The organism is Rahnella sp. PCH160, from assembly GCF_047784855.1.
GTDB lineage: Bacteria > Pseudomonadota > Gammaproteobacteria > Enterobacterales > Enterobacteriaceae > Rahnella.
In genome coordinates this window covers 1,844,319-1,869,831 of record NZ_JBLOGT010000001.1, presented here as the reverse complement: position 1 = coordinate 1,869,831, position 25,513 = coordinate 1,844,319, and the positions used below count along the sequence as shown (strand labels likewise).

At 53.9% G+C, this 25,513-nt stretch carries 22 protein-coding genes and 1 pseudogene; 12 read left to right on the top strand and 11 right to left on the bottom strand.

Going from position 1 to position 25,513, the window contains the following annotated elements:
* Positions 1-158: 158 nt before the first annotated feature.
* Complete coding sequence (gene galR, locus ACM5QY_RS08705) at positions 159-1,166, top strand: HTH-type transcriptional regulator GalR (protein WP_416120214.1); 1,008 nt, start codon at positions 159-161, stop codon at positions 1,164-1,166.
* On the opposite strand, the gene ACM5QY_RS08700 is transcribed toward galR, so the two are convergent.
* From ACM5QY_RS08700 to ACM5QY_RS08680, 5 genes and pseudogenes are all read right to left on the bottom strand, one after another.
* Positions 1,163-1,612, bottom strand: a complete 450-nt coding sequence (locus ACM5QY_RS08700) for a GNAT family N-acetyltransferase (RefSeq protein WP_416120212.1) — start codon at positions 1,610-1,612, stop codon at positions 1,163-1,165. The two genes, galR and ACM5QY_RS08700, sit on opposite strands and share 4 nt — an antisense overlap.
* 2 nt (positions 1,613-1,614) lie before the next feature.
* Positions 1,615-2,388 carry an FCD domain-containing protein gene (locus ACM5QY_RS08695; protein ID WP_416120210.1) on the bottom strand — a complete coding sequence of 258 codons (774 nt, stop codon included), beginning with the start codon at positions 2,386-2,388 and terminating at the stop codon, positions 1,615-1,617.
* Between the two features lie 69 nt (positions 2,389-2,457).
* Positions 2,458-2,775 carry a PTS sugar transporter subunit IIB gene (locus ACM5QY_RS08690; protein WP_101079257.1) on the bottom strand — a complete coding sequence of 106 codons (318 nt, stop codon included), beginning with the start codon at positions 2,773-2,775 and terminating at the stop codon, positions 2,458-2,460.
* 14 nt (positions 2,776-2,789) lie between these two features.
* Positions 2,790-4,226 carry a glycoside hydrolase family 1 protein gene (locus ACM5QY_RS08685; protein WP_416120208.1) on the bottom strand — a complete coding sequence of 479 codons (1,437 nt, stop codon included), beginning with the start codon at positions 4,224-4,226 and terminating at the stop codon, positions 2,790-2,792.
* 22 nt (positions 4,227-4,248) lie between these two features.
* Positions 4,249-5,590 (bottom strand): annotated as a pseudogene (locus ACM5QY_RS08680) (PTS sugar transporter subunit IIC).
* Positions 5,591-5,869: 279 nt separating this feature from the next.
* On the opposite strand from ACM5QY_RS08680, the gene ACM5QY_RS08675 reads away from it, so the two are divergent.
* Positions 5,870-6,190: a PTS lactose/cellobiose transporter subunit IIA gene (locus tag ACM5QY_RS08675; RefSeq protein ID WP_101079260.1), complete on the top strand. Its 321-nt coding sequence runs from the start codon at positions 5,870-5,872 to the stop codon at positions 6,188-6,190.
* Between the two features lie 39 nt (positions 6,191-6,229).
* Here the strand turns inward: ACM5QY_RS08675 and lysA are convergent, their stop codons facing one another.
* Complete coding sequence (gene lysA, locus ACM5QY_RS08670; RefSeq protein ID WP_416120207.1) at positions 6,230-7,489, bottom strand: diaminopimelate decarboxylase; 1,260 nt, start codon at positions 7,487-7,489, stop codon at positions 6,230-6,232.
* Between the two features lie 135 nt (positions 7,490-7,624).
* Here lysA and ACM5QY_RS08665 point away from each other — a divergent pair, with 135 nt between their 5' ends.
* Positions 7,625-8,554 carry a LysR family transcriptional regulator gene (locus tag ACM5QY_RS08665; RefSeq protein WP_416120205.1) on the top strand — a complete coding sequence of 310 codons (930 nt, stop codon included), beginning with the start codon at positions 7,625-7,627 and terminating at the stop codon, positions 8,552-8,554.
* Positions 8,555-8,631: 77 nt separating this feature from the next.
* Here the strand turns inward: ACM5QY_RS08665 and ACM5QY_RS08660 are convergent, their stop codons facing one another.
* Both ACM5QY_RS08660 and ACM5QY_RS08655 read right to left on the bottom strand, forming a co-directional pair.
* Positions 8,632-9,795, bottom strand: a complete 1,164-nt coding sequence (locus ACM5QY_RS08660; protein WP_416120204.1) for an MFS transporter — start codon at positions 9,793-9,795, stop codon at positions 8,632-8,634.
* 217 nt (positions 9,796-10,012) lie between these two features.
* Complete coding sequence (locus ACM5QY_RS08655; RefSeq protein ID WP_416120203.1) at positions 10,013-10,930, bottom strand: LysR family transcriptional regulator; 918 nt, start codon at positions 10,928-10,930, stop codon at positions 10,013-10,015.
* A 116-nt stretch (positions 10,931-11,046) separates the two neighbouring features.
* On the opposite strand from ACM5QY_RS08655, the gene ACM5QY_RS08650 reads away from it, so the two are divergent.
* From ACM5QY_RS08650 to ACM5QY_RS08635, 4 genes are all read left to right on the top strand, one after another.
* On the top strand, positions 11,047-11,922 hold the full coding sequence (locus ACM5QY_RS08650) for an MBL fold metallo-hydrolase (RefSeq protein WP_416120201.1): 876 nt from the start codon (positions 11,047-11,049) through the stop codon (positions 11,920-11,922).
* Positions 11,923-12,209: 287 nt separating this feature from the next.
* Entirely contained in the window at positions 12,210-12,542 is a 333-nt protein-coding gene (locus tag ACM5QY_RS08645) for a DUF805 domain-containing protein (RefSeq protein ID WP_416120200.1), read from the top strand.
* 118 nt (positions 12,543-12,660) lie between these two features.
* Positions 12,661-12,939 (top strand): type II toxin-antitoxin system RelE/ParE family toxin, encoded by a 279-nt coding sequence (locus tag ACM5QY_RS08640; RefSeq protein WP_416120199.1) that lies wholly within the window; start codon positions 12,661-12,663, stop codon positions 12,937-12,939.
* On the top strand, positions 12,939-13,235 hold the full coding sequence (locus tag ACM5QY_RS08635; protein WP_104924579.1) for a HigA family addiction module antitoxin: 297 nt from the start codon (positions 12,939-12,941) through the stop codon (positions 13,233-13,235). The genes ACM5QY_RS08640 and ACM5QY_RS08635 overlap by 1 nt, the downstream gene beginning before the upstream one ends.
* A 37-nt stretch (positions 13,236-13,272) precedes the next feature.
* On the opposite strand, the gene ACM5QY_RS08630 is transcribed toward ACM5QY_RS08635, so the two are convergent.
* Positions 13,273-13,989 (bottom strand): tetratricopeptide repeat protein, encoded by a 717-nt coding sequence (locus ACM5QY_RS08630; RefSeq protein ID WP_416120198.1) that lies wholly within the window; start codon positions 13,987-13,989, stop codon positions 13,273-13,275.
* A gap of 129 nt (positions 13,990-14,118) precedes the next feature.
* Here ACM5QY_RS08630 and ACM5QY_RS08625 point away from each other — a divergent pair, with 129 nt between their 5' ends.
* Both ACM5QY_RS08625 and ACM5QY_RS08620 read left to right on the top strand, forming a co-directional pair.
* On the top strand, positions 14,119-15,873 hold the full coding sequence (locus ACM5QY_RS08625) for an ABC transporter ATP-binding protein/permease (protein WP_104924577.1): 1,755 nt from the start codon (positions 14,119-14,121) through the stop codon (positions 15,871-15,873).
* A 182-nt stretch (positions 15,874-16,055) separates the two neighbouring features.
* Complete coding sequence (locus ACM5QY_RS08620) at positions 16,056-16,796, top strand: GntR family transcriptional regulator (RefSeq protein ID WP_416120197.1); 741 nt, start codon at positions 16,056-16,058, stop codon at positions 16,794-16,796.
* A gap of 6 nt (positions 16,797-16,802) precedes the next feature.
* Here ACM5QY_RS08620 and ACM5QY_RS08615 read toward each other — a convergent pair whose 3' ends face one another.
* Entirely contained in the window at positions 16,803-18,404 is a 1,602-nt protein-coding gene (locus ACM5QY_RS08615; RefSeq protein ID WP_416120196.1) for a PTS transporter subunit EIIC, read from the bottom strand.
* Between the two features lie 612 nt (positions 18,405-19,016).
* Between ACM5QY_RS08615 and ACM5QY_RS08610 the strand changes: the two genes are divergently transcribed.
* The 3 genes from ACM5QY_RS08610 to ACM5QY_RS08600 are packed head-to-tail and all read left to right on the top strand — an operon-like array spanning position 19,017 to position 24,717.
* Entirely contained in the window at positions 19,017-20,150 is a 1,134-nt protein-coding gene (locus ACM5QY_RS08610) for an efflux RND transporter periplasmic adaptor subunit (RefSeq protein WP_416120195.1), read from the top strand.
* A 12-nt stretch (positions 20,151-20,162) separates the two neighbouring features.
* Complete coding sequence (locus tag ACM5QY_RS08605) at positions 20,163-23,312, top strand: efflux RND transporter permease subunit (RefSeq protein ID WP_416120194.1); 3,150 nt, start codon at positions 20,163-20,165, stop codon at positions 23,310-23,312.
* Entirely contained in the window at positions 23,305-24,717 is a 1,413-nt protein-coding gene (locus ACM5QY_RS08600) for an efflux transporter outer membrane subunit (protein ID WP_416120193.1), read from the top strand. The genes ACM5QY_RS08605 and ACM5QY_RS08600 overlap by 8 nt, the downstream gene beginning before the upstream one ends.
* 295 nt (positions 24,718-25,012) lie before the next feature.
* Here the strand turns inward: ACM5QY_RS08600 and ACM5QY_RS08595 are convergent, their stop codons facing one another.
* Positions 25,013-25,381 carry an endonuclease domain-containing protein gene (locus ACM5QY_RS08595; RefSeq protein ID WP_416120192.1) on the bottom strand — a complete coding sequence of 123 codons (369 nt, stop codon included), beginning with the start codon at positions 25,379-25,381 and terminating at the stop codon, positions 25,013-25,015.
* Between the last annotated feature and the right edge of the window lie 132 nt (positions 25,382-25,513).

Sequence of the window (25,513 nt, the reverse complement as noted above, 5' to 3'; positions counted from 1 at the left end):
CGGCCCTTTCCGGCTGCGATTTCCGTTAAAGGCGGCATTCTTTTTCTGTTACATGCGTCTTGCATCAAAAAGTTGCGATCATCCTCCTTGCAGGCACCGGTCTTTTCCGCAAAACTGGGCAGTGTAAACGATTACCCTCACGGAATAGCGGAAGTGTTATGGCAACGATTAAGGATGTAGCAAAACTGGCAGGCGTATCGGTTGCGACCGTTTCACGCGTGATAAATCATTCCCCGAAAGCCAGTGAAAGCTCGCGGGAAGCCGTACAGAACGCCATGCAACATCTGCAATATCATCCCAATGCCAACGCCCGCGCCCTGGCGCAGCAATCCACCGAAACCCTTGGCCTGATTGTGGCCGACGTGTCTGATCCCTTTTTTGGCGCAATGGTCAAAGCCGTCGAACAGGTGGCGTATGCAACCGGTAATTTCCTGCTGATTGGTAACGGTTATCACAACGTGGAAAAAGAGCGTCAGGCCATCGAACAACTGATCCGCCACCGCTGTGCGGCGCTGGTGGTTCACGCCAAAATGCTGCCGGAAGATGAACTGACCAGCCTGATGCAGCAAATTCCCGGCATGGTGCTGATCAACCGCACGCTGCCCGGTTTCGGGGAGCGCTGCATTGCCCTTGATGACCGCTACGGTTCGTGGCTGGCTACCCGCCATCTGATTCAGGCCGGGCATCAGCGCATCGCGATTCTGTGTTCCAACCACGGCATTTCCGATGCCAGCGACCGCCTTCAGGGCTACATTGACGCCCTGACCGAACACAATATTCCTGTGGATGACAAACTGATCGCCTACGCAGAACCCGATGAAATCGGCGGTGAAAAAGCGATGGCGGATTTACTGGGATTAGGCAAAAGCTTTACCGCCGTGACCTGCTACAACGACCCGATGGCTGCGGGAGCCCTTTCGGTATTAAGCGATAACAGCATTGATGTGCCGGGGGAAATTTCCCTGATCGGGTTTGATGACGTGCTGATTTCGCGCTATCTGCGCCCGCGTCTGACCACGGTGCGGTATCCGGTTGTCGCGATGGCAAATCAGGCCGCACAACTGGCGTTAGCGCTGGCGAACGGCCAGCCGTTGCCGGAAACCACGCACATGTTCAGCCCGACGCTGGTGCGCCGTCACTCGGTGAGCAGTCCGGCAAATAATTAAATAAACTGACGGTAGAGACGGACTGGTTTATCGGGATAATCCAGCGCATCGCCGATGTATTTCCAGCCAAACCGTTCGTAGTAGCCGGTAAATTCAGCGTAGAGATAGAGTTCGGAAAAGCCGCTGCGGCGGCTGTGTTCCAGCACGAAGGCCTGCAATTTCTGCCCTAAACCCCGCGATCTGAAACCTTCATCAACGTACAGCGCCGCCAGCCACGGCATGAGATCCTGACGGCTGATTAAATCGCAGCGCCATAACCCGACCGTCCCCGCCAGCGTATCGCCGTCGAGTGCGATAAAGGTTTGCGGCAAATCCGCGCCGCACAGGCTGCTCTGCACTACGCTTTCGAAAAACGCCCGGCTGTTTTCGCTGCCAAACGCTTTCCACAGCCAGTCCGTGACGGTTTCCTGAAATTCCGGCCGTTCGCAGAGATTTATGATGTTCATTCTCAGACCATTTTCCCCTGGAAAATCGGCACAGATTCAAACAGATAACCGTCGAACTCCGGCGCATCGACGTCGGAAAGTTCCATCAGCGTGTTCTTCACATTTTCCATGTGCTGCCACATGGCCTGATACGAACCCATCACGTCGCGGCGGCGCAATGCGGCCAAAATATTCTGATGATCTGCCAGCCATTTCAGCCGGTAACCGCGCGTGGCGATGTGGCTGTGTAATTGTTTCCACAGCGGGCTGGCGTCGCGGTGCATCCAGATATTTTTGACGGAATCGAGCAACATCTGGTTTTGCGTGGCACCGGCAATCAGCAGGTGAAACAGCCGGTCGTTGTCGCCACTTTCGTCATTGGCGACAATGGCGATCTGTTCCTGCTCCAGCGTGCGGCGCAGGTTTTCGATATCCGCTTTGGTCGCCATCCTGGCGGCAAACGCGGCAATATTACTTTCGAGCAACTGCCGCGCCTGTAAAATTTCAAACGGACCAATCTGCCCCTGATACATCAGTTCGTCTTCGCCCTCTTCCTGCGAAGGAATGCGGATCACGTAAACGCCGGAGCCCTGGCGGATATCCACCGTGCCTTCGAGTTCCAGCATCAGCAGGGCTTCGCGCACGATAGTCCGGCTGACGCCGTAGGTTTCAGCCATATTACGTTCAGGCGGCAGGCGGGAACCTACAGCGAAATGCCCCTGCATGATTTGCTCGCGCAGGTCGTGCCCGATTTCCTGATACTGTTTTCTGTCCTGCGAAACCACACCTTTATCCACACATTCACCCTGATGCAAAGACTGACAAATTGGCTCCAAAGACAGAGCCAATGGACATACGCTGAAGGGTCAGTGTATCAAACTTAATGCCTGATCCAGCACTTTGGCGCCGTTCAGGGTTCCGTACGCCACCATGTCGATCACGGCGATGGGAATGTTGTGTTCATCCGTCAGCTTTTTATTTTCCGCCAGTTTGAACCGCACCTGCGGTCCTAACAGCACGACCTGAATATCACGTCCGTAGGCCTCAAGTTCGTCGCGCAGATTATTTTCCGGGATGGCGTAAATCTTAAACTCCAGCCCGCGGGCGGCGGCTTCTTTTTCCATTTTGGTGACCACAAGGGAAGTGGACATCCCTGCCGAACAAGCTAAAACGAGTCGTTTCATAATGTTTCCTCGGGTTATTTATCTTCATCGTCCAGTGTTAAAGACAACACACCACTTTCACTGAGTGATTTAAACCAGTGAGATGATTTCTTCTGACGGCGATCACGGTTGTTATCAAGATCAATCTCAATCAGCCCGTAGCGGTTTTTAAACGCATTCATCGGCGAGACGTTATCGGTAAAGGCCCAGAGCATATATCCCTGGCAATTTGCGCCGTCTTCCCGCGCCTTTAATGTCCAGTAAAGATGTTCGGCAATAAATTCAATACGATAATCGTCCTGAATTTCTCCGCTGTGGGCATCACGGAACTGGCCTTCATTTTCAATGCCCATTCCGTTCTCAGCAATAAACCACGGAATATTCCCGTACTCCGCTTTAATCCGCATCGCAAAGTCGTAAACAATTTTCGGGTAAATTTCCCAGCCTCGTGATTTATTCATCCGGCGACCCGGCAGTTCAAAATGTTCGTAGTAAAATGCCGGATGGAAAGGTGTCTCTTTATTCCATTCGCGCGATGGCGCTTTAACGCGGTGCGGGTAATACAAATTAATGCCCACTTCGTCCACCGTGTTATGACGAATAACCGCCAGTTCCTGCTCTGAATAATCGAAATGCACGTCGTGCTTTTGCAGCAAATCGAGCAATTCCTGCGGGTATTCGCCTTTAATCATCGGGTCTAAAAATACGCGGTTATAGAATAAATCGTATAAATGCGCGGCTTTCTGATCGTGCACCGCCGTTGAACGGGCGTACGTCACTTCCGGGTTTAAAATCACGCCCATCGTGCCGTGCGAACCGTAACCTTTACGGTGAAACAGCTCGACGACTCTGGCTGTTGCCAGCACTTTATGGTGATTCCACTGCATCCATTTACCGGTGTTCTGCTCAAACGGCCAGCGGATTGCATCCAGATATACGCGGGTTTGCACCACCACCGGCTCGTTGAAGGTGAACCAGCGGCTGACCTTTCCGGCATAGCGTTCAAGCACTTTTTCCGCGTACAGGACAAACAGCTCAACGACCTTTTTCGAACTCCAGCCATCATATTTTTCAAGCAGATACGCCGGTAACTCGTAGTGCTCAAGACACAGCATCGGCTCGATGCCGTTACGTTTCATCTCATCGAGAAGATTGCCGATGTACGCCGCATATTCTTCATCGACGGTGCCCAGCTCATAGTCCGTCAGAAACCGCGACCAGTTGACGGAGGTGCGGTAATGGCTCAGCCCGCTGGCTTTCATCAGCGCCACGTCTTCCTTGTAGCGGTTGATGAAATCGGTGGCTTTCGCCGGGCCGTAGCCGTTATGCCAGACGTGGCGGCTGTTTTTGTACCAGAGATCCAGATATGAATCCTGCCCTTCCTTTTTGCCACTCCAGCCTTCGGTTTGCCACGCAGAAGCCGCCGCACCGAGCATAAATCCGTCAGGAAGGGTGATTGAAACCTTGCTCATAATTTTCCTCGTTGTCCCGAATTCAGGCCGTTGCAGCGCGTTTTTGCTGTTGCGCGATCGCGTCAATCTGCGCCTGTTCTGCCCGGCGCGAAGCCACTTTGACGAACGGCAGATATATCAGTACCGCCACCACGATGCAGCCAATCTGGGTGATCACCGCGCCCATCGAACCGGCGGTTGAAAGCCAGGCATTAATGATCGGCGGCGTGGTCCACGGCACCATCACCACGGCGCGGCCGGCAAAACCCAGGCTGGTCGCGAAATATCCGATAGTGCCGGTGATGAGCGGCGTGATGATGAACGGGACCGCCAGAATCGGGTTGAGCATGATCGGCATGCCGAAAATCACCGGTTCATTGATGTTGAAGAAGCCCGGCCCCATGGATAACTTGGCGATTTCGCGCATTTCTTTGCGGCGAGTTCCCAGCATGACCGCCAGCAAAAGCCCGATGGTGCAGCCGGAACCACCGATGCTCATGTACACATCCCAGAATGGCATGGTGATGATATTCGGCACTTCATGTCCCTGCTCGAACGCCGTCATGTTGACCATGATCGCGCCCAGCAGCAGAGGTTCGCGGATAGGTTTAATCATCTGATTGCCGTGAATACCAATGACCCAGAACAGCTGCGCGACAAACATCAGCAGCAGAATGCCCGGCAGGCTTTGCATCACCGATTCCAGCGGGCGCTGGATCACCTGATACACCGCATCGTACAAATACATGCCGGTCACGCGATGGAAAACAAAACCAAAAGTCGCCACCACCACCACGGTGATTATCGCGGGGATCAGCGCGGAGAACGACGCGGACACATTCGGCGGCACGCTTTCCGGCATTTTAATGCGCAGGCCGTTAACCTTTTCCAGGCAGGAATATATTTCCACCGAGAGAATGGCAATAAACATGCCGAGGAACAGACTTTTAGTATCGGAGAATTGTTTCGCCAGCACATCTTTGACTTCCTGCATCTGACCGTTGACCATCATATCGACGGTGGTCGGCGTAACGGCAATAAAACAAATCACCGCCAGCAGGCCGGGAAATAACGAGCGCGAGCCGTTAATTTTCCCCAGTTCAATACCAATCAGAAATACGGCACCGATAGTCAGAAAACTCAGCGTGGCGTAGTTAATACTGCTCATGATCGGTTTGAGCGTCGCCAGCCAGGAGAACATTTCAAAGTGAGCTAATCCGTTTTTCGGATCCATCACCATATTGGAAATTAAAACTGAGAATGCCCCACGATAATGACCGGCATTAACGTGATAAAAGAAGCCTTAATCGCCATGATGTATCTGAGGCTATTAAAGGTATTCGCGAATCCCCGAGAGAATCGATAAAACGGTCTTTCAATGACATGACACCACCTCTTTTAATATTGTGTTTTGCTATGCAGGTGTTTGTTTCGCATTGACCTTTGTAAGTATCAGAGGATAAAGGTATGGCGCGAATGTAAAGTCAGATTCCGCTTCTGTGAGACATTCCGTGATTTCTGTTTTGCGAAAACTTACGCAATGTGGCATGCCAAAAAATAGCGTAATACGAATTAATTTCTGTGACAGCGTTCTCACATGTGAATATTGGAATTCCAATATGATGAATTCACCCCTTTCTGGTATACCAATTTTGGAGATGTCGATGGAATTCGATCTGGAACAAACGGTAATGGAGTTATTGATCAACGCCGGGGAAGCGCGTTCTAACGCGATGATGGCGATTCAGCACGCCCGCAAAAAGGAATGGGAGCAGGCCGATGCCATGCTGAAAGCCTCAGATGATGCAGCGCGCGTCGCGCACAAAGTGCAGACGCAGCTGATCGGGCTGGATGAAGGTGTGGGGAAAATTCCGGTGAATCTGATCATGGTGCATTCGCAGGATCATCTGATGACCGCCATGCTGTGCCGCGAACTGGCCGAAGAAATCGTGTTACTGCGCAAAGAAATGTTTGAGAAGGCGTGAGTCCAGCATCTCCCCCTTTGCAGGGGGAAATGCTAAAAATTATAACTCTAAGGCAATCAGTTCTTCTACCGTCTGACGGCGACGGATCAGTCGCGGAACGCCATTCTCGAACAGCACTTCCGGCAGCAGCGGACGGGTATTGTAGTTGGAAGACATTGATGCGCCATACGCGCCGGTATCGTGGAATACCAGATAATCGCCGATCTGCACCGGTGGCAGCGGGAAGGTTTCAACGCCGCCGCCCGCCTGCTGGGTAAATACGTCGCCGGATTCACACAAAGGTCCGGCAATCACGGATTCCGTCAGCGGCTGGCCGCTGAGGTCACGACCGTCTGCCGGTAACAGCGAAATATGGTGATAACTGCCGTACATCGCCGGTCGCATCAGGTCGTTAAACCCGGCATCGCACAGCACGAAATGGCGGCTGCCCATGTTTTTCGCTGCGCGGATTTGCGCCACCAATACGCCGGATTCCGCCACCAGGAAACGCCCCGGTTCGATTTCCAGTTTCACTTCATGCCCGAGGTGTGCAGCAATTTGCTCACGCGCACGGTTCCACAGGCCAAAATAGTGGCCGGTATCGATAGATTCTTCGTCAAAATGATACGGAATCGACAACCCGCCGCCCGCTGAAATCGCTTCAATATCGTGGCCGGTTTCAATGACCTGGCGAACCATCGCATCACAAACCTGCTCAAGATGGCCGTAATCCACGCCGGAACCGATGTGCATATGAATACCCACCAGTTTCAGACCGTAACGGGCAATTTCAGCCAGCGCCTGCGGTAAATCGGCATGCCAGATCCCGTGTTTGCTGTTTTCGCCGCCTGTATTGGTTTTCTGGCTGTGACCGTGGCCAAAGCCCGGATTCACACGCAGCCACACCGGATGTCCGGCTTTGTGCTGACCAATCTGGCCGAGCATATCAATAGAACCGGCGTTCACCGGGATATCCAGCGCAGTCACGCGTTCCAGCGTCGGCTGATCCAGCACGTCGGCAGTAAACACGATTTCGCTGTTTTCGCGACCCGGAATAAATCCGGCCACCAGCGCACGTTCGATTTCGCCCAGCGACACCGAATCCACCTTCACGCCCTGCTCACGCATCAGGCGCAAAATGTGAATATTCGAACAAGCTTTTTGGGCAAAGCGGATCACATCGAATTCACGCAACTGTGCGATGCGCTGCTTAATGATTTCAGCGTCATACGCCCAGACCGGGCAACCAAATTGTTGTGGCAAAGCCAGTAAATTCGAGGCGTTAAGTGCAGTGGACGTATCGTTCAGGGCGCGTGGCATAAGATTTTCCGTCAGATGAAGGCTGTCATATTTCGTTCAGTATGACGGCAGAGGAAGCGGTGATAAAATATCTATTTCAGGCCAGTCTATTCATTTATGATATGGTTTAACGTCTTCCCTGAATGCGATAACCCCATGCCCGCTCTCTCTTTGCGCCACATCGAAATTTTTCATGCGGTGATGACCACCGGCAACCTGACCGAGGCCGCCGCGCTGCTCAATACCTCGCAGCCGACGGTCAGCCGTGAACTTGCGCGCTGCGAAAAACTGCTGGATCTCCAGTTATTCGAACGTCTGCGCGGGCGGTTATACCCGACGGTACAGGGTTTGCGGCTGTTTGAAGAAGTACAGCGATCGTATTACGGGCTGGACAGGATCGTCAGCGCAGCGGAAGGGATCCGCCAGTTTGAGCAGGCACAACTGTCGATCGCCTGTCTGCCGGTTTTCAGCCAGTCGCTGTTACCGTCGGTCTGTAAGCCGTTTCTGGATAAATACCCTGACGTCAGTTTTAACATCGTGCCGCAGGAATCACCGCTGCTGGAAGAGTGGCTGTCAGCGCAGCGCCATGATCTGGGGCTGACGGAAAACACCCAGACGCCCGCCGGTACCGAACGCCAGACGCTGCTGACGCTCAACGAAGTTTGCGTGCTGCCCGCAGGCCATCCGCTGGCGGCGAAAAAGCGCCTGACCCCGCAGGATTTTAGCGGCCTGAATTTCATCAGTTTGTCGGCTACCGACAGTTACCGGCAGTTGCTGGATACTTTGTTTGTCGAGCAGCACGTTGCGCGGCGGCTGGTGATGGAAACGCACAGCGCCGCCTCGGTGTGCAGCATGGTGCGCGAAGGCGCGGGCGTGTCAGTCGTCAATCCGCTCACCGCGCTGGATTATGCCGAACGCGAGCACGGCGTGGTGATCCGCGAATTCAGCGTTGCCATCCCGTTTACCGTCAGCCTGATCAAACCGTTGCACCGCCCCGCTTCCTCGCTGGTCACAACGTTTACCGAACATTGCCATCAGCAGGCGCAACGGTTCGCGGAACACCTCGAGGTGGCCGTCGGCGGGTGATCGGAAATAAAGAAGCCACGCCGGAGATAATCCGCGTGGCTTCTTTGCACAGTCCTTTTTATTGATTAAACCGCGCGTTACCCGACGACTCTCTCAGCCTTTTTCGCCGCACGCCGGAAAGTGATTACGCACAGCACAAAGCCGACAGCGCCGAGTCCGCCCGCCGCCAGCGGCACAACACTCAGGCCCAGCCCGCGTTCAATCACCACGCCACCGACCCACGCACCCAGCGCGTTACCCACGTTAAAGGCCGCAATATTGAGCGTCGACACCAGATTCGGCGCGTGTTTACCGTACGTCACCACATTCACCTGCAAGGCAGGAACCGCAGCAAAGTTCACCATGGCCCAGATAAACAGCGTGATTTCCGCCGCCACCAGATGCACGCTGGTGAAGCTGAACAGCACGGAAAACACGGCGATCAGCAGGAAAGTCATGGTCAGGGAAATACCCAGACGCCAGTCCGCCAGACGCCCGCCGACCACGTTACCGATGGTCAGACCGAGGCCAATCAGCAGCAGCGTCCAGCTGACGCCGTGCTCGGAGACGCCGGTAATTTCCGTCAGGATTGGCGCGATATAGGTGAACAGCGCAAACATTGCCGCCGAAAAGAAAATGGTGATCGACAGAGACAACCACAGGCCGAGGCTGCCCAACGCACGGATTTCTTTGCGCAAATCCGTCGGCTCTTCTTCCTTTTTATCCGGCAACTTTTTATACAGTGCAAACAGCGACGCCACGCCGATAATCGCCACGACCCAAAACGTGGAGCGCCAGCCAAAAGCCTGCCCCAGTGCTGTACCCAGCGGAACACCCAGCACGTTCGCCAGCGTCAGGCCGGTAAACATCAGCGCCACCGCAGAAGCCCGGCGGTTAGGTGCTACCAGGCTTGCCGCTACTACCGCGCCAATCCCGAAGAATGCGCCGTGGCACAGTGCGGTGATCACGCGCGCCAGCATCAGGAAGCCGTAGGTGTAGGACAACGCACACATCACGTTGCCGATAATAAAGATGCTCATCAGCAGCAGCAGGGTTTTCTTACGTGGCAGTTTGGCGGTCAGCACCGCCATGATTGGCGCGCCGATAGCCACACCCAGCGCATAACCGCTGATTAACCAACCTGCGGAAGGAATGCTGACATTCAGATCACCCGCCACATTGGGCAACAGCCCCATGATGACAAATTCGGTGGTACCGATGGCAAATGCGCTTAGCGCCAGTGCCAGGAGTGCGACAGGCATAAATACTCCGGATATTTTAGTTATGATTAAAGGCTCCGGCATTCCGCCGGATTGGCTTAAATACCACGTTGATCACACTTTTGACCAGACGCAGTCTGTGCCCTTGCTGCCGGTAAAACGTTCAACACCCGGATTAATCTTTACATAACAATACATTGCATAAAATGCGATAAAAGCGGAAAAGGAACCGATTCCAGTAAGCACCTTGCGCAGCGGCTCAGCGTTTTTCATCCGTCAGAGACAGCCAGCGCGGATGCCCTTTAAACCATTCCACCAGAAAATCGAGCAAAGCCCGCAGCGCCGCAGGCATCTGCCGCCGTGATGCGTATATCGCATAAATACCCATTTCCTGCGGCTGCCAGGGTTCGAGCAGGGAAACCAGTTGCCCGCGGGCAATCAGCGGCGCCGCCGAATAATAAGGCTGCATGACGATCCCCGCGCCTTCCACCGCGCCGGTCAGCAGCACCAGCGATTCATTGGCGCTCAGATTGCCGCTCACCGGCACCGTCAGTTTTTCGCCCTGATGCTCAAACTGCCACAGGCTTTTGCCGAAATAGGTGTACGTCAGGCAATTGTGAACGCTCAAATCCTGCGGATGCAGCGGCGTTCCCTGCGCGGCAAGGTACGCCGGAGACGCGCATACCACCGACGGGCACAGCGCCAGCGGACGGGCGATCAGGTTCGGATCCAGATCGTTGGTAATGCGCAGCGCCAGGTCGATACGGTCTTCCACCAGATTTATCGCCCGGCTTTCCAGCTGGAGATCAATGCTCACCTGCGGATGACGCCGCAAAAACTCACTGACGGCAATCACCACCGCGCCCTGCCCGAAAGATTGCGAGCAGCTTAGCCGCAGCAAACCGCGCAGCGCTTCACTGCCGGTATCGGCCACGCTGCCCATTTCCGCCGCGACCGATAACATTTTGCGGCACCGCGCCAGTGTATTTTCACCGGCATCGGTCAGGCTGAGTTTACGGGTGGAACGGTGCAACAGGCGCGCGCCCGACCACTTTTCCATCTCCGACAGATAACGCGTCACCATCGCCCGCGACATATTCAGCGACTCGGCGGCATTGATCATGCTTCCGCGTTCCACGATGGCAACAAACACTTGTGCTGCGGTAATTCTGTCCATGATTCGTCCGGTTTATGCAACAAACAGTTGCGCATTATCCGGTTTTTCTCGCGGAATATGCAACGTACAGTAGATGCTTACTGAACGTGATTATTTTTACTCTCTGAGGAAATGCTATGCGCCTGTCCCTGAAACCCCTGACCCTGATCGCCGCCCTGCTGGGCAGCAGCCTGTCCGCTCATGCCGCCACTGCGCTGAAAATGGACATTTATAATCCCGGAGAACACAGCGTGTTCCCGGTCTCTTCTGAAATCATTACCGGCGAAAAAGAAGCAGTACTGATCGACGCACAGTTCCAGCGTAACGACGCGGAAAAGCTGGTGGAGATGATCAAAGCGACCGGCAAAAAGCTGACCACTGTGTACATCAGCCAGTCTGATCCGGATTTTTACTTTGGTCTGGACGTGATCCACGTGGCTTTCCCGGAAGCAAAAATTATCGCCACGCAGGCAACCGTCGATCAGATCAACGCCACCAAAGACGGTAAAGTCGCGTTCTGGGGCCCGCAACTGAAAGACAACGCGCCGAAATCAGTGGTGGTTCCGGCTCCGCTGAAAGGTAAGTCTTTCGAACTGGAAGGCCACAAGTTTGAAATTCAGGGCGTGGATGCTGAGCGTACTTTCGTGTGGATCCCGTCGCTGAAAGCCGTGGTCGGCGGTGTGCTGGTGAATGGCGACAATATGCATATCTGGACGGCCGACACGCAGACCACGACATCGCGCAAACAGTGGGTCGACACGCTGAATGAAATTACCGGGCTGAAACCAACCGTCGTGGTGCCAGGGCATTTCCTGCCAGGCGCTTCTCAGACGCTGGAAGCGGTGAAATTTACCCGCAACTATCTGCTGACGCTGGAAAAAGAATTACCGAAAGCCAAAGATTCCACCGCGCTGGTCGCCGCGATGAAAAAACATTATCCGCAGCTCAAAGACGATTCTTCATTACAGCTGAGTGCAAAAGTATTGAAGGGCGAAATGAAGTGGCCGCAGTAAATACCATTTTGAAATAACGAATAAAATCTGACGGCGATATTATTTATCGCCGTTTTTATTTTCAGAAAATACAGAAACCCCGTTTTTACTATTTATCATGGCGTTAGCATTCGCCCTTTCCTGAAAAGTCAGAAAACCCCTTATTAAACAACAGTAATTCATTAATCAGTAATTGAAGCCTCACTTTCCCCGTATTAGACTCTGCCCGGCATTACACTTCCCAAAAGGCACAGGGAATATCCCATTCATTCTGGGATTACCCGCTTCAATTTATATAAAGGAATATTATGAATTGGTATATCAAGGCATTAAAAAATTACTCCACATTTTCTGGGCGCGCGCAAAGAAGAGAGTACTGGTGGTTTACCCTTTTTAATGGCCTTATTTCAATAGGCGTAACTTTGATTGCGCTGTTATTTGGCGATGATTGGATTATGTCGGCGATTTACTCTTTATTCACGTTATTACCGGGTCTGGCAATTATGGTTCGCCGTAATCACGATGCCGGTTACAGCGGCTGGTGGATCCTTTGTCCCGTTTTTAACCTGATCCTGATGTTCTTCAAAAGCGATCCTCAAGATAACCGCTTTGGCCCTTATCCGGCGGAAACTCAGGCGTAGGACTCGCAGGAAATCTTGCGTCGCACACCAGAAACTATTCATTTTTGACAAAGGGTGTTGCTTCACACGCAACACCCTTTATACTGTTGCGTGTGAAGCAACACGCAGGATGCAACGGATGATTAAGGATTTCAAACACAAAGGGCTCAGTCGTTTTTTTACGTCCGGCTCGACCTCAGGCATCAACGCTGAACATGCAAAAAAACTACGACTCCGGCTGGCAACTCTTCATGCGGCTGAGTTTATCGGCGATATCGATCGCCCCAGCTACGGACTGCATGCCTTACAAGGTTCCCGACATGGACAATGGGCAGTTACGGTTTCGGGCAACTGGCGTATCACCTTTGAATTTATCGATGGAAATGCTTACATCGTCAATTATGAGGATTATCACTGATGAACATGCATAACCCACCTCATCCCGGTGAACTGATTGCAGAAACGCTGGATGAGCTCAACGTCAGCGTGCGTGAATTTGCCCGCGCTCTGCACATCGCGCCTTCAACGGCTCAGCGGATCGTGACAGGGAAAATGGCCGTGACGCCGGAAATGGCGGTTAAGCTGGCAGCGGTATTGGGAAGCTCAGCAGAGTACTGGCTGAAGTTGCAGGCAAACCGGAGCTTATGGATAGCAGAACAAACGGTGGACACCAGCGGATTGCACCGGCTGGTCATGACGTTAAAACCCGCATAACGCGGGTTTTTTATTACCTGAAAATCCTCACCACAACCTACTGCGTCACCCTGACAAATTGCCCTTCGGCGCGGACGTTTTGCCCGAAACCGCAGTCGCCGGTGGTGTGCAGCATGACGCTGGCGGCATCGAAATTCATGTCCACGCTGCACTGGCCGCCGCCGGCTGCGGCGTCATCGGTTTCGTGGTAAACCGCGTGGTTATCTTTCACCGCCGTCACGACGGAAAAATCGCCGGTATTCGGGCCGTAGTACAACGACATCTGCCCCATGTACATGCCGGTGAAATCGATTTTGAACTGGGCTTCTTCCGCTTTGACTTCCACCAGGTTCCAGCTGCCAAAACCGGCGTATTGCCAGTAGACGCCCGCCGGGGACGCAGGCTGCGGTAAAGCATCCAGTTTTGGCTGGATCTGGCTGAGATTGTATTGTGATTTTTTGTCCGCAGGCACCAGCATCAGCCAGGCTTTGGCTTTCAGGTAATCTCCCTGCTTCATGTACGTCAGCGCGATGTTGTTGTAAGCCGTCGCAATCTGGTCCTGTGGCTTGTGGCAAAACTCACTCCAGGCCACCTGATTACGGAAAATCTCCCGCGCTTTGGCGATATCCCCTTGCTGGTACGCCACTTTTCCGGCGGCCGCATAGATGCCCGCTTTCACGCAATCATGCGCAATATCCGGTTCATCAATCTGAGCAAACGCCTCAACACTGGCAAAACATCCTGCCACCAGCAGTAAATTCACTGCGACTTTCATCAAACATCCTTCTACTTTTGTGGTCTACAGAGCTTCGTGCTGGAAAAACATCCTTACAAGTGGTTCATTGCCCTATCGCACTGAGACACTCATTCTGGGATGATTGGCTTCACAACATATCGATGACTAATGGCTATTATGACTAAAAAACCTGGGAAATCGGCGCAATGGGGCGCCGTCTGGCAGTTAATTAAGCCTTACTGGCGCTCAGAAGAAAAGTGGCGAGCCTGGGGCATGTTGACCACTATCGTTATTCTCTCACTGGCAACCGTTTACATCAGCGTGCTGCTAAACGAATGGAACCGCGTGTTTTATGACGCGCTGCAAAATAGAAACTATCCGGTTTTCAAAGCCCAACTGTTCAAATTTACCTGGCTGGCGCTGCTCTTCATCGTCATTGCGGTTTACCGCGTTTATCTGACGCAGGGCCTGCAAATGAGCTGGCGTCGCTGGATGACCGAAGAGTATATGGAGAAGTGGCTGACCAATCACGCCTATTATTACACGGAGTACCAGCATCAGGTGGATAACCCCGATCAGCGTATTGCGTCTGATCTGAATGCGCTGACCAGCGGCACGCTTTCACTGGTGCTCGGGCTGCTGTCGAGTGTGGTCACGCTGTTCTCGTTTGTCTTTATTTTATGGTCCATCAGCGGGCCGCTGAGCTTCGTGCTGGGCGGACATCATTTCGAAATTCAGGGCTATATGCTGTGGTTCGCCCTGCTGTACGCCGCGCTGGGATCCTTCATTATCTGGTGGATCGGTAAACCGCTGGTCAAACTCGGTTTTAATCAGGAATGGTTCGAGGCGAATTTCCGTTTTGGTCTGATCCGCATTCGTGAAAACAGCGACGCAATTGCGTTGTATCACGGCGAAAAAAATGAGCGCGAGCAACTTTCCGGCAAGTTTGATTCCATCAAAACCAACTGGTGGTCGATTATGCGTGTCACCCGTCGCCTGAATATTGCCTCAAACTTCTACGGCCAGTTTGCCAATATCTTCCCGATTCTGGTGGCCTCCCCGCGTTATTTCTCGGGTGCAATTCAGATGGGTGCGCTGATGCAAATTGCCTCGGCGTTCGGTCAGGTTCAGGGCTCATTATCCTGGTTTATCGATGCGTTTACCGATCTGGCCAGCTGGAAAGCCACCGTTAACCGTCTTGCCGGTTTTAATGCGGCGATTGACCAGGTGAATGCCCAGCCGCGCGGGATCAGTGTGGAGAAAAGCGCAGAACATGCCCTGCAACTGGATCAACTGACGCTGAACCTGCCGAACGGTAATCCGCTGTTCTGTAACGTGTCTGCGGCCATGAAACCGGGCGAACGTGTGCTGATAGCTGGCCCTTCCGGCTGCGGTAAATCCACGTTACTGCGCGCCATCGCCGGTATCTGGCCTTACGGCTCAGGCAAAATTACGCTGGCAGAAGGGAAAAGTTATCTGTTCCTGCCGCAGCGCAGTTATATCCCGATTGGCACGCTGCGCGATGCGCTGAGTTACCCTGATGCCAGCCGCGAATACACGGACGAACAACTGCAACGCGTGCTGGAACAATGCCGTCTGCCGCATCTGGCTGCGGTTGAAATTCTGGACGATTACGCCAACTGGAGCCAGCGCCTGTCGCCGGGTGAGCAGCAGCGTCTCTCGTTTGCGCGTGCTTTGCTGATCAAACCGGACACCCTGTTCCTTGATGAAGCTACCAGCGCACTGGATGATGAAACCGAGCAACAGGTTTACGCGCTGCTGTTAAGCGAATTGCCGGGGACGTCGGTTATCAGCGTGGCGCACCGTAATACGGTGGCGAAGTACCATCAGCATTGCTGGCGGTTCAAAAATCAGGAAAACGGCCCGTGCGGATTCACGTCGTCGGCCATTTTGCCTGAGTAAACGCTGACGCCACGGTACAGTGGGGTCGAAATACAGAAAGGTTGCTGATGTCAGCAACCTTTCTTTTTTGTGTTCCAACACCCATTTCGCGCAGAAAATCAACAGTCTGGTTGGTTCAAATGTATACCTGACTATACAATTATCTTTAAGTGACTTTCTTTAAACCCGGAGGTTCAGGTCTGATGAAAATAGATAAAAACTCGTTCACACCGCTTTACCTGCAAATCGAACAACAACTTACTGAGAAAATCAGCGCGGGCGAGATCAAACCCGGTGACCCGATCCCGACGGAAGCTGCGTTATGCGAGATCTACGGCGTATCGCGCATGACAGCGCGCAAAGCGGTGGATTATCTGGTCCGTCAGGGGCGCGTAGCGCGTTTTCGCGGACGCGGCACGTTTGTGGTTGAACCCGGCGAACAGCAGAAAATCATCTTACCGCTCGACCGCCACCTGACCGCCAGCGAAGTCGCGCAGGAAAATAATCAGCGCATTGAAAATCAGGTTCTGGAATTTCGCCGGATGCCCGCCAGCGAAAATATTGCCCGTGAGCTGAATATTCCGGCGGAGACGGACGTGTATTTTATGATCCGCCTGCGACTGCTGGGCGATGAGCCGTTCGTGTATGAGCAGTGCTGGATGCGCGCCGAGAATCTGCCGGATATCAACCGCGCGGCGATGACATCCTCGAAATACGCCTATCTGCGGTCAAAAGGTTTTCAGCCTGCGGGCAGCACAAAACTGATTTCGGCCGAACTGCCTTCCAACGAGATCCGCCTTGCGCTGCATCTGTCTCGCGACCAGCCGGTGCTGCATTCACATGCCGTGGTGTCCTTTACTGACGGCACGCTGTTTGAAGTGTCCGACGTTTACTACAACCAGAAAAACTACAGCTTCAGCGTCCATGCCAAAGTTAAAGCCTAGCCGCCATCAGGCGATGCCTGGCAACTCCGCTTTCACCCGATTCGCCACCTGCTCAACCTGCGGGCCATAAATCACGTGAATGTCGGTGTCAGTGATCCGTTTGACACCCGCCGCACCGGTTTTCATTAGCGTGCCGTCCTGTACCTGAGCCATATCTTTTACCTTCACGCGCAGACGGGTAAAGCAGCAGTCGACGGCGGTAATATTCCCCTCGCCTCCCAGACCGATAATAATATTTTTGGTGTTCTCGCCGGTTCCCTGTGGCGGTTTTTCGCGTTCTTCCGCGTCATTTTCATCTTCACGTCCCGGCGTTTTCACCTGCATCCGCAAAATCACCCAGCGGAAACTGAAGTAATACACCGGCGCATAAATGATCCCGAGGATCAGCGGATACCACCAGTGTGTCCTGCTGCCACCCAGCACGCCGAAGATCAGAAAATCGATCACCCCGCCCTGCACGTTACCGATCATCACATGCATCATTTGCATCAATACGAACGAAAGCCCGGTCAGCAACGCGTGCAGGACATACAGCACCGGCGACACGAAGATAAAGCAGAACTCGAGCGGTTCGGTAATCCCGGTGGTGAATGACGCCAGCCCGCCCGCCAGCATCAGCGCTTTCACGCGGCCTTTATGTTCAGGGCGCGCGCAGTGATACATCGCCAGCGCGGCGGCCGGTAAACCAAACATCATGACCGGAATTTTCCCCTGCGCGAGGAACCGCGTGGCCTGTTGCGTGACAGCGTCCGGAATCATTCCCGGATTGGCCAGCGCGGCATTAAAGATATTCAGCGCGCCGACAATGCTCTGGTTATCCACCGTCGTCACCCCGCCAATCGGCGTGAAGCGCACGGTTTCATTGATGATGTGATGCAAACCGGTTGGGATCAGCAGGCGTTCCGAGGTTGCGTAAATAAACGTCCCGGCTTCACCCGTCCGGCCAATCAGCTCGCCAACCCACTGAATGCCTTGCGCAATCGTCGGCCAGATCAGCGACATAATGACGCCGACAATGGGCAACACCAGGATCGTAATAATCGGCACAAAACGACGCCCGCCGAAGAACGCAATCGCCGTCGGCAGCACAATCGTATAGAACCGGTTATGTAGCCACATCGTGATCAACCCGACCAACACACCGCCCAGCACGCTCATGTTGTAGGTGAAAATCCCCAGCGTTTGGGTGAATTCGGCGGCGTAAATCAGGGCATTCGTTTCGGTCATGCCTTTTGCGGTGAGCTTCGCCACGGTAATGGTGTCCGGCGAAATCCCCTGCGCCAGCAAACTGTAATTCACCCCAACGTGCAACCCGACGAAGCCGATCACTGCGGAAAAGGCCGCCGTGGCCTTTTCTGCATTGGCCAGACCCATCGCGGTGGCGACGGCAAAGAACAGCGGAAGATTGGCGAACAACGCGCCGGAAACCTGGCGGATAAACCCAATCACCAGCTGTAAGGTTTTCATCTGCGCAAAGGTTTCACCGGTCACCGCCGGGTTCTGTAATGCAGCCGCCAGCCCTAAGAAGATCCCGGCGGCGGCAATCACCGAGATAGGCGTCATCAGGGCTTTGCCCAGGTCATGAATTTTGCTGCCAAGTTTAATCATCTGAGATCCCTCAATGGGGTAGCTAAAAATAAAGCGTTAATTGAGTTAAGTCACAGAATGTATAGTTGTATAGACATAGTAGTCAGGAGTATGAAAGGGATCACAGTTTGCAGGCAGAAAACGGGGGGGACAAAATAAAAAAAAGCCCACATCGGACTGTGGGCACGGGGGTTGCAACTGACCGTCGTTCAGAACGGCTGGCAACAAGCAAATGTGAGAACTGCTCGCTCTCGGGTCTTAAGGTAACGGCAGAGCGCCAAAACCTTCAGCCTTTTCTGGTAAGCGGCAGGTTAAAATGTATAAATTTGTTTGATCCAGATCACACCCCCCCGCGCTACAACAATTCATTTACTTTCAGAATATTCTGCTGATATTCATTCGCAAGAACAATTCATTAGTTTACTAAGTAACAACTTTACTGTTCTTTACCACTGCACGAAATGATTAAAACCACAATGATACAAGGGTCTATGGCGCAACATTTACCTTCTATTTTGAAACATCAGAACATTCGTCATAACAATAACTTTACACAGAGAAGTCGGGCGCTCTCGTATAGTGGAGAACTTGTTGAGAACGATTATTCTCAATTACCCAAAAAGAGTGAATTCTATGCGCCTGAAGTTTCTTTCTTTCAGTACAGTTGTGCTGCTTTCCGCATGTGATGGTTCCGCCGGTTCTGCCTCTCCGGCGGCACAAGTGCCTGCGGTCAATGTCGTTACTCTGCACAGCCAGCACGTCACGTTGACCACCAGCCTGCCCGGCCGCACAACCGCCGTGCGCAGCGCTGAAGTGCGTCCGCAGGTCAGCGGCGTTATCCTGAAACGTCTGTTTGTGGAAGGGAGCGAAGTGAAAGCCGGTCAGCAGCTTTATCAGATTGATCCGTCAACCTACCAGGCGACCTTCGACCGTGCGATGGCAACATGGAAAAGCGCCGACGCCACCGCGCGCCGCTATAAACCGCTGGTCGACGCGCAGGCCGTCAGCCATCAGCAATATGACGACGCCGTTGCGGCAGAGCGCGAAGCCGCCGCCGATGTCGAAACCGCCCGCGTAAATCTGCAATACACCAAAGTGTACGCGCCGATTTCCGGTCACATTGGCCGTTCGTTGTCCACCGAAGGGGCGCTGGTCACCAGCGGCCAGACCACGTCGATGACCACTATCGACCAGCTCAATCCTATCTACGTTGACGTGAATGAATCCTCACTGAATTTGCTCAAACTGCGTCGCGCGCTGGCTTCCGGAAAATTGCAGTCCGCCGGTGAAAACGCCGCGCAGGCCAACCTGACGCTGGAAGATGGCAGCAAATATGCCCTGCCGGGCAAACTGGAATTCTCAGAAGTCACCGTGTCGCAAAGCACCGGTTCCGTCACCCTGCGCGCCTCATTCCCGAATCCGCACGATGAATTATTGCCGGGCATGTTTGTTCACGCCGAGCTGCAACAGGGCGTGGATGACAACGGGATCCTAGTGCCGCAGGAAGCGATCATGCATGACGTGAAAGGTGCGCCATACGTTTACGTGGTGAAAGCCGATAACACCGTCGAACAGCGTTCCATCGCTACCGGTCAGATGATGAAAGGCTTATGGCTGGTGAATCAGGGCCTGAGCGATGGCGACAAAGTGATCACCGACGGATTACAAAACGTCAGAGCGGGGGCCAAAGTTAACGCCACCGAGCGCCCGGCCAGTGCTCCTGCCGAACAGGCTAATCTCGCGATGACCGATCCTTCCGCGCAATAACGGGTGAGCTGAATGTCTACTTTCTTTATTAATCGTCCCATATTCGCCTGGGTTGTCGCCATCGTCATCATGATCGCCGGTGCGCTGTCGATCATGCAGTTGCCGGTCAACCAGTACCCGAATATTGCCCCACCGGCAATTTCCGTCAGCGTCACCTATCCGGGTGCTTCGGCAGAAACCGCGCAGAACACCGTCGTTCAGGTTATCGAACAGCAACTTAACGGGCTGGATAACCTGCGTTATATCGAATCGCAAAGTAACAGCGACGGCAGCGCCACAATTATTGCCACCTTCGATCAGGGCACTAACCCGGACATCGCGCAGGTTCAGGTGCAGAACAAAGTGTCTCTGGCCGAATCGCAGTTGCCGACCGAAGTGGTCAATCAGGGTATCCGTATTGCCAAATACCAGTCCAACTTCATGCTGCTGGTCAGCCTGATTTCGACCGACGGCAAAATGAGTAACTCGGATCTGAGTAACCTGCTGGTGACCAAGCTTGAAGACCCGATTGTCCGCACGAAAGGCGTCGGCGACTTCCTGCTGCTCGGTTCAGAATATGCCATGCGCATCTGGCTGGATCCGGCGAAGCTCTATAAATATCAGCTCATCCCCAGTGATGTCAGCGCGGCGATTGAAGCGCAAAACGTGCAGGTTTCTTCCGGTTCTCTCGGCGGATTACCGACGGTAAAAGACAGCAAAGTCAGCGCGACCATCATTGGTAAAACCCGTTTTGACAGCATCAGTCAGTTCAAAAATGTGCTGCTGAAAGTGAACGCCGACGGTTCTCAGGTGCGCCTGAGCGATGTCGGGAATGTGGATCTGGGGCCGGAAAGTTATTCCATCTCTTCCACCTTTAACGGCAAACCGTCTACCGCCATCGCCCTGCGTCTGGCGAGCGGCGCAAACGTACTCGATACCGACAAAGCGGTAAGAGCCACCGTTGCCGGGCTGGCGTCCTCACTGCCTGCCGGCGTAGAAGTGAAATACCCTTACCAGACCGCTCCGGTGGTCAGCGCTTCCATTGAAGAAGTGGTGAAAACGCTGATCGAAGCCATCGTGCTGGTGTTCTGCGTCATGCTGCTGTTCCTGCAAAACCTGCGCGCCACACTGGTGACTACGCTGGTGGTGCCGGTCGTTCTGCTCGGAACCTTCGGGATCCTGGCGGCGGCGGGATATTCCATTAACACCCTGACGATGTTCGGGATGGTGCTGGCGATAGGCTTGCTGGTGGATGACGCCATCGTGGTGGTGGAAAACGTCGAACGTGTGATGACGGAAGAAAAGTTATCGCCTAAAGACGCCACGATTAAGTCGATGAAACAGATTCAGGGCGCGCTGTTCGGGATCGCACTGGTGCTGTCGGCGGTGTTAGTGCCGATGGCGTTCTTCGGCGGTTCAACCGGCATCATCTACCGTCAGTTCTCGATCACCATCGTTTCCGCGATGGCGCTTTCCGTTCTGATGGCACTGATTTTCACCCCGGCGCTGTGTGCCACTATCATCAAACACAACGATGAAGAGAAATCCCAAAAAGGCTTCTCCGGCTGGTTTAACCGTAATTTCGACAAAGGCGCGATGCACTACACCCGCGCCGTCGGTACGGTCATCACCCGCCGCCGTCTGTTTATGGTGATTTATCTGCTGATTGTGATCGCCACCGGCTTTATGTTCACCCGCGTACCGACCACCTTCCTGCCGGATGAAGATCAGGCCGTGATGCTGATTCAGGCCACCTTACCGGCCAACGCGTCATCAGAGCGTACTCAGGAAGTGCTCGATAACGTCCGCGAATATCTGATGGATAAAGAAGGCGACGTGGTGTCCTCGGTGTTTACCGCCAACGGCTTCAGCTTCGCCGGTCGCGGGCAAAACGTCGGCATCGCCTTCGTCCAGCTGAAAAACTGGGCACAGCGCCCGGACGCTGCGCAGAAAGTGCAGGCGCTGGCAGGCCGTGCAATGGGGCATTTCGCCACACTTAAAGACGCCCGCGTGTTTGCCTTCGTTCCGCCAGCGGTCATGGAGCTGGGTAACGCCACCGGTTTCGACTTCTTCCTTCAGGACACCAACGGCAAAGGGCACGAAGCCCTGATGAACGTCCGTAACCAGTTCCTGCAAATGGCGTCTCAGGATAAACGCCTGACGGCCGTTCGTCCGAACGGGATGGAAGACGAACCGCAATACCAGCTGGAGATTGACGATGAACGCGCGCAGGCACTGGGTCTGAGCCTCGACGACATCAACAACACGCTCTCAGCGGCCTGGGGTTCGGCGTATGTGAACCAGTTCATGTACAACAACCGCGTTAAGCGCGTTTACATCCAGGGCAAAGCGGCGTCCCGCGTCACGCCTGAAGATCTGAACAACTGGTACTTCCGCAATAGCAGCGGTGCGATGGTACCGTGGAGCGCCTTCGGCAGCGGTAAATGGGTTTACGGCTCACCGCGTTACGAGCGTTTCAACGGGGTTTCTTCGGTCGAACTGATGGGCGCACCGGCTCCGGGCTACAGCTCAGGGGATGCCAACGACGCCGTCATGGAAATCGCCGCCAAGTTGCCGCAGGGCTACAAAGTGGCGTGGCACGGTCTGAGTTATGAAGAAAAACTCTCCGGATCGCAAACCCCGGCGCTTTATAGCCTGTCTCTCATCGTGGTGTTTCTGTGTCTGGCCGCGTTGTATGAAAGCTGGTCGATTCCGTTCTCGGTTCTGCTGGTGGTGCCACTGGGGATTTTAGGGACGATCGGTGCGGTGCTGCTGCGCGGATTATCCAACGACGTCTTCTTCCAGGTCGGGCTGTTAACCACCGTCGGGCTGGCGGCGAAGAACGCCATACTGATTGTCGAATTTGCCAAAGAGTTGCACGAGAAAGAAGGGATGCCGATTGTTGAGGCCGCCGTGGAAGCCGCCAAGCTGCGTATCCGCCCGATCATCATGACCTCGATGGCCTTTATTCTCGGTGTGTTCCCGCTAACGATTTCCAGCGGCGCCGGTGCAGGCAGCCAGCACTCGATTGGTACTGCGGTTGTGGGCGGGATGATCACGGCCACCTTCCTGGCGATTTTCTTCGTCCCGATGTTCTACGTGACCGTGGTAAACCTGTTCACGCGTAAATCAAAGAAACAAAACAAGGCGCTTCCGGCGACTGAGGCAACACACCATGAATAAACCGCATTTCGCGCTGTCCGTGATTGGCGCGTTTTCACTCACCCTGCTGGCGGGTTGTACGCTGGAACCAAAATATCAGCGCCCCGCTCTGCCGGTCGCCAGCAACTGGAGCGCCGGAAACGGCGCAAAAGCGAGTGCCGCGCAGGATATCGGCTGGAAGGCGTTTTTCAATGAACCGGCCATGAAGCAGTTGATCACGATGTCCCTCGATAATAACCGCGACTTACGGGTCGCGGCGTTAAATGTCGATACGGCGCGTGCCTCCTTCCAGATTGACCGCGCCGCGCTTCTGCCAACGCTCGATGCCAGCGCCGGGGAAACCAACCAGCATCTGCCGGGCGGATTGTATTCAACGCAAACGTCGGGGCCGGTGACGTATCAGCAATACAGTGCCAATCTCGGCGTGACGTCCTATGAAGTGGATCTGTTTGGCCGCGTGCGCAGCCTGCGCGATCAGGGGCTGGAAACCTATCTCGCCACTGAAGCCACGCAGCGCGCCACGCAAATCACGCTGGTTTCCGAAGTGGCTTCCGGTTATCTGAGCCTCGCGGCGGATAACGATTTGCTGAAACTGGCGATCAACACTGCCAACAGCCAGAACAAATCTTACGATCTGACCAAACGCAGCTACGATTCCGGCATCAGTACGTCGCAGGATCTGGTACAGGCGGAAACCACCGTGCGGGCGGCGCAGGCCGATATCGCGCAGTACACGCGTCAGGTACGGCAGGACGTCAACGCGCTGACGTTGTTAGTCGGCACGACGATCCCGCAAAACCTGCTGGCCGGTGCCACGTTGCAACAGGACTGGAAATTCCCGCAGACGCCCGCCGGTTTACCGTCTGATCTGCTGACACGTCGCCCGGATATCATTGCGGCGGAACACACGCTGAAGGCGGCCAACGCCAACATCGGCGCAGCCCGCGCGGCGTTCTTCCCAAGCATTACACTGACCGGCACCGCCGGTTCTGAAAGCGGCAGCCTGAGTAAGCTTTTCGACGGCGGCACCGGCGCGTGGTCATTCATGCCATCGATTAATATCCCAATATTTGACGGCGGCGTGAATCAGGCGAACCTCGACATCGCCAAAGACACTAAGAAAATCGACATCGCCAACTATGAGAAAGCAATTCAGACGGCGTTCAAGGAAGTGTCCGACGGTTTAGCCGGAGAGGCGACCTACAAAGACGAATTGCTGGCCCGCCAGCAAGACGCCGACGCCAACCAGCGCAACTACGATCTCTCGCAGATGCGTTTCAAAGGCGGCATCGACAACTATCTGAGCGTGCTGGTCGCGCAACGTTCACTGTATTCGGCACAGCAAACGCTGATCACCACGCAGCTCGCCCAGCTGAATCAGGACATCAGTTTGTATAAAGCGCTGGGCGGCGGCTGGAAGGAGTAAATCGACAGAAAACTTATCCCAAAACGGGATAGCAGCAGATAAAAATGGATCAGGTCATTGATAGATAAGATGAAATGTAATATTGATGAGTTATCTGGGAAAAAATTTGGGTGAAAAATTTTATCTCGAGCCGTTTTTAATACCCCACCCCAACCCTCCCCTTCGCAGGGGAGGGAGCCGACCGAGATTTGTTTCACCTCCTGCGAATAACTCAGGCAACGTTGAGTTTCAGGATTTGGCTTTTAGCTCCTCCCCCTGCGAAGGGGGAGGTTGGGAGGGGGTTTTACATGCACGATCATGGGGTTAACACTTTCTTCCGCCTGGTTATTTCACCGAGCAAATGCTCAAGAACAGCCGGCAGTTCCTGCATTACCTGAAAATTTGTATACCGCAAAACCTTCATCCCAAAATCATTGAGAAGACATGTTCGCGATTCATCCGCAAAAATACCTTTCTCGTCGAAGTGACTTTCACCATCCACTTCAACAATCAACGATATTTCTGCCGCATAGAAATCAACAATATAAGGCCCGACCCCGTGCTGACGCCGGAACTTCACACCTAACGCTTTGCCTCGAATAGCCTGCCACAAAATGAACTCCGGACGCGTAAGGTTTCCCCTGAGCCGTTGCCGCAAATCCTTATGTTTTAAACCATTGAACATAGTGAACACCGCGCAGCCATTAATCCCCCAACCCTCCCCTTCGCAAGGGAGCGAGCTGTTCTGAGCATATCGGTATGCTCAGCGGCAAAAAACTCGGGCAGAGATTTTTGCGGCGTAGCTTCCAGGTTTACC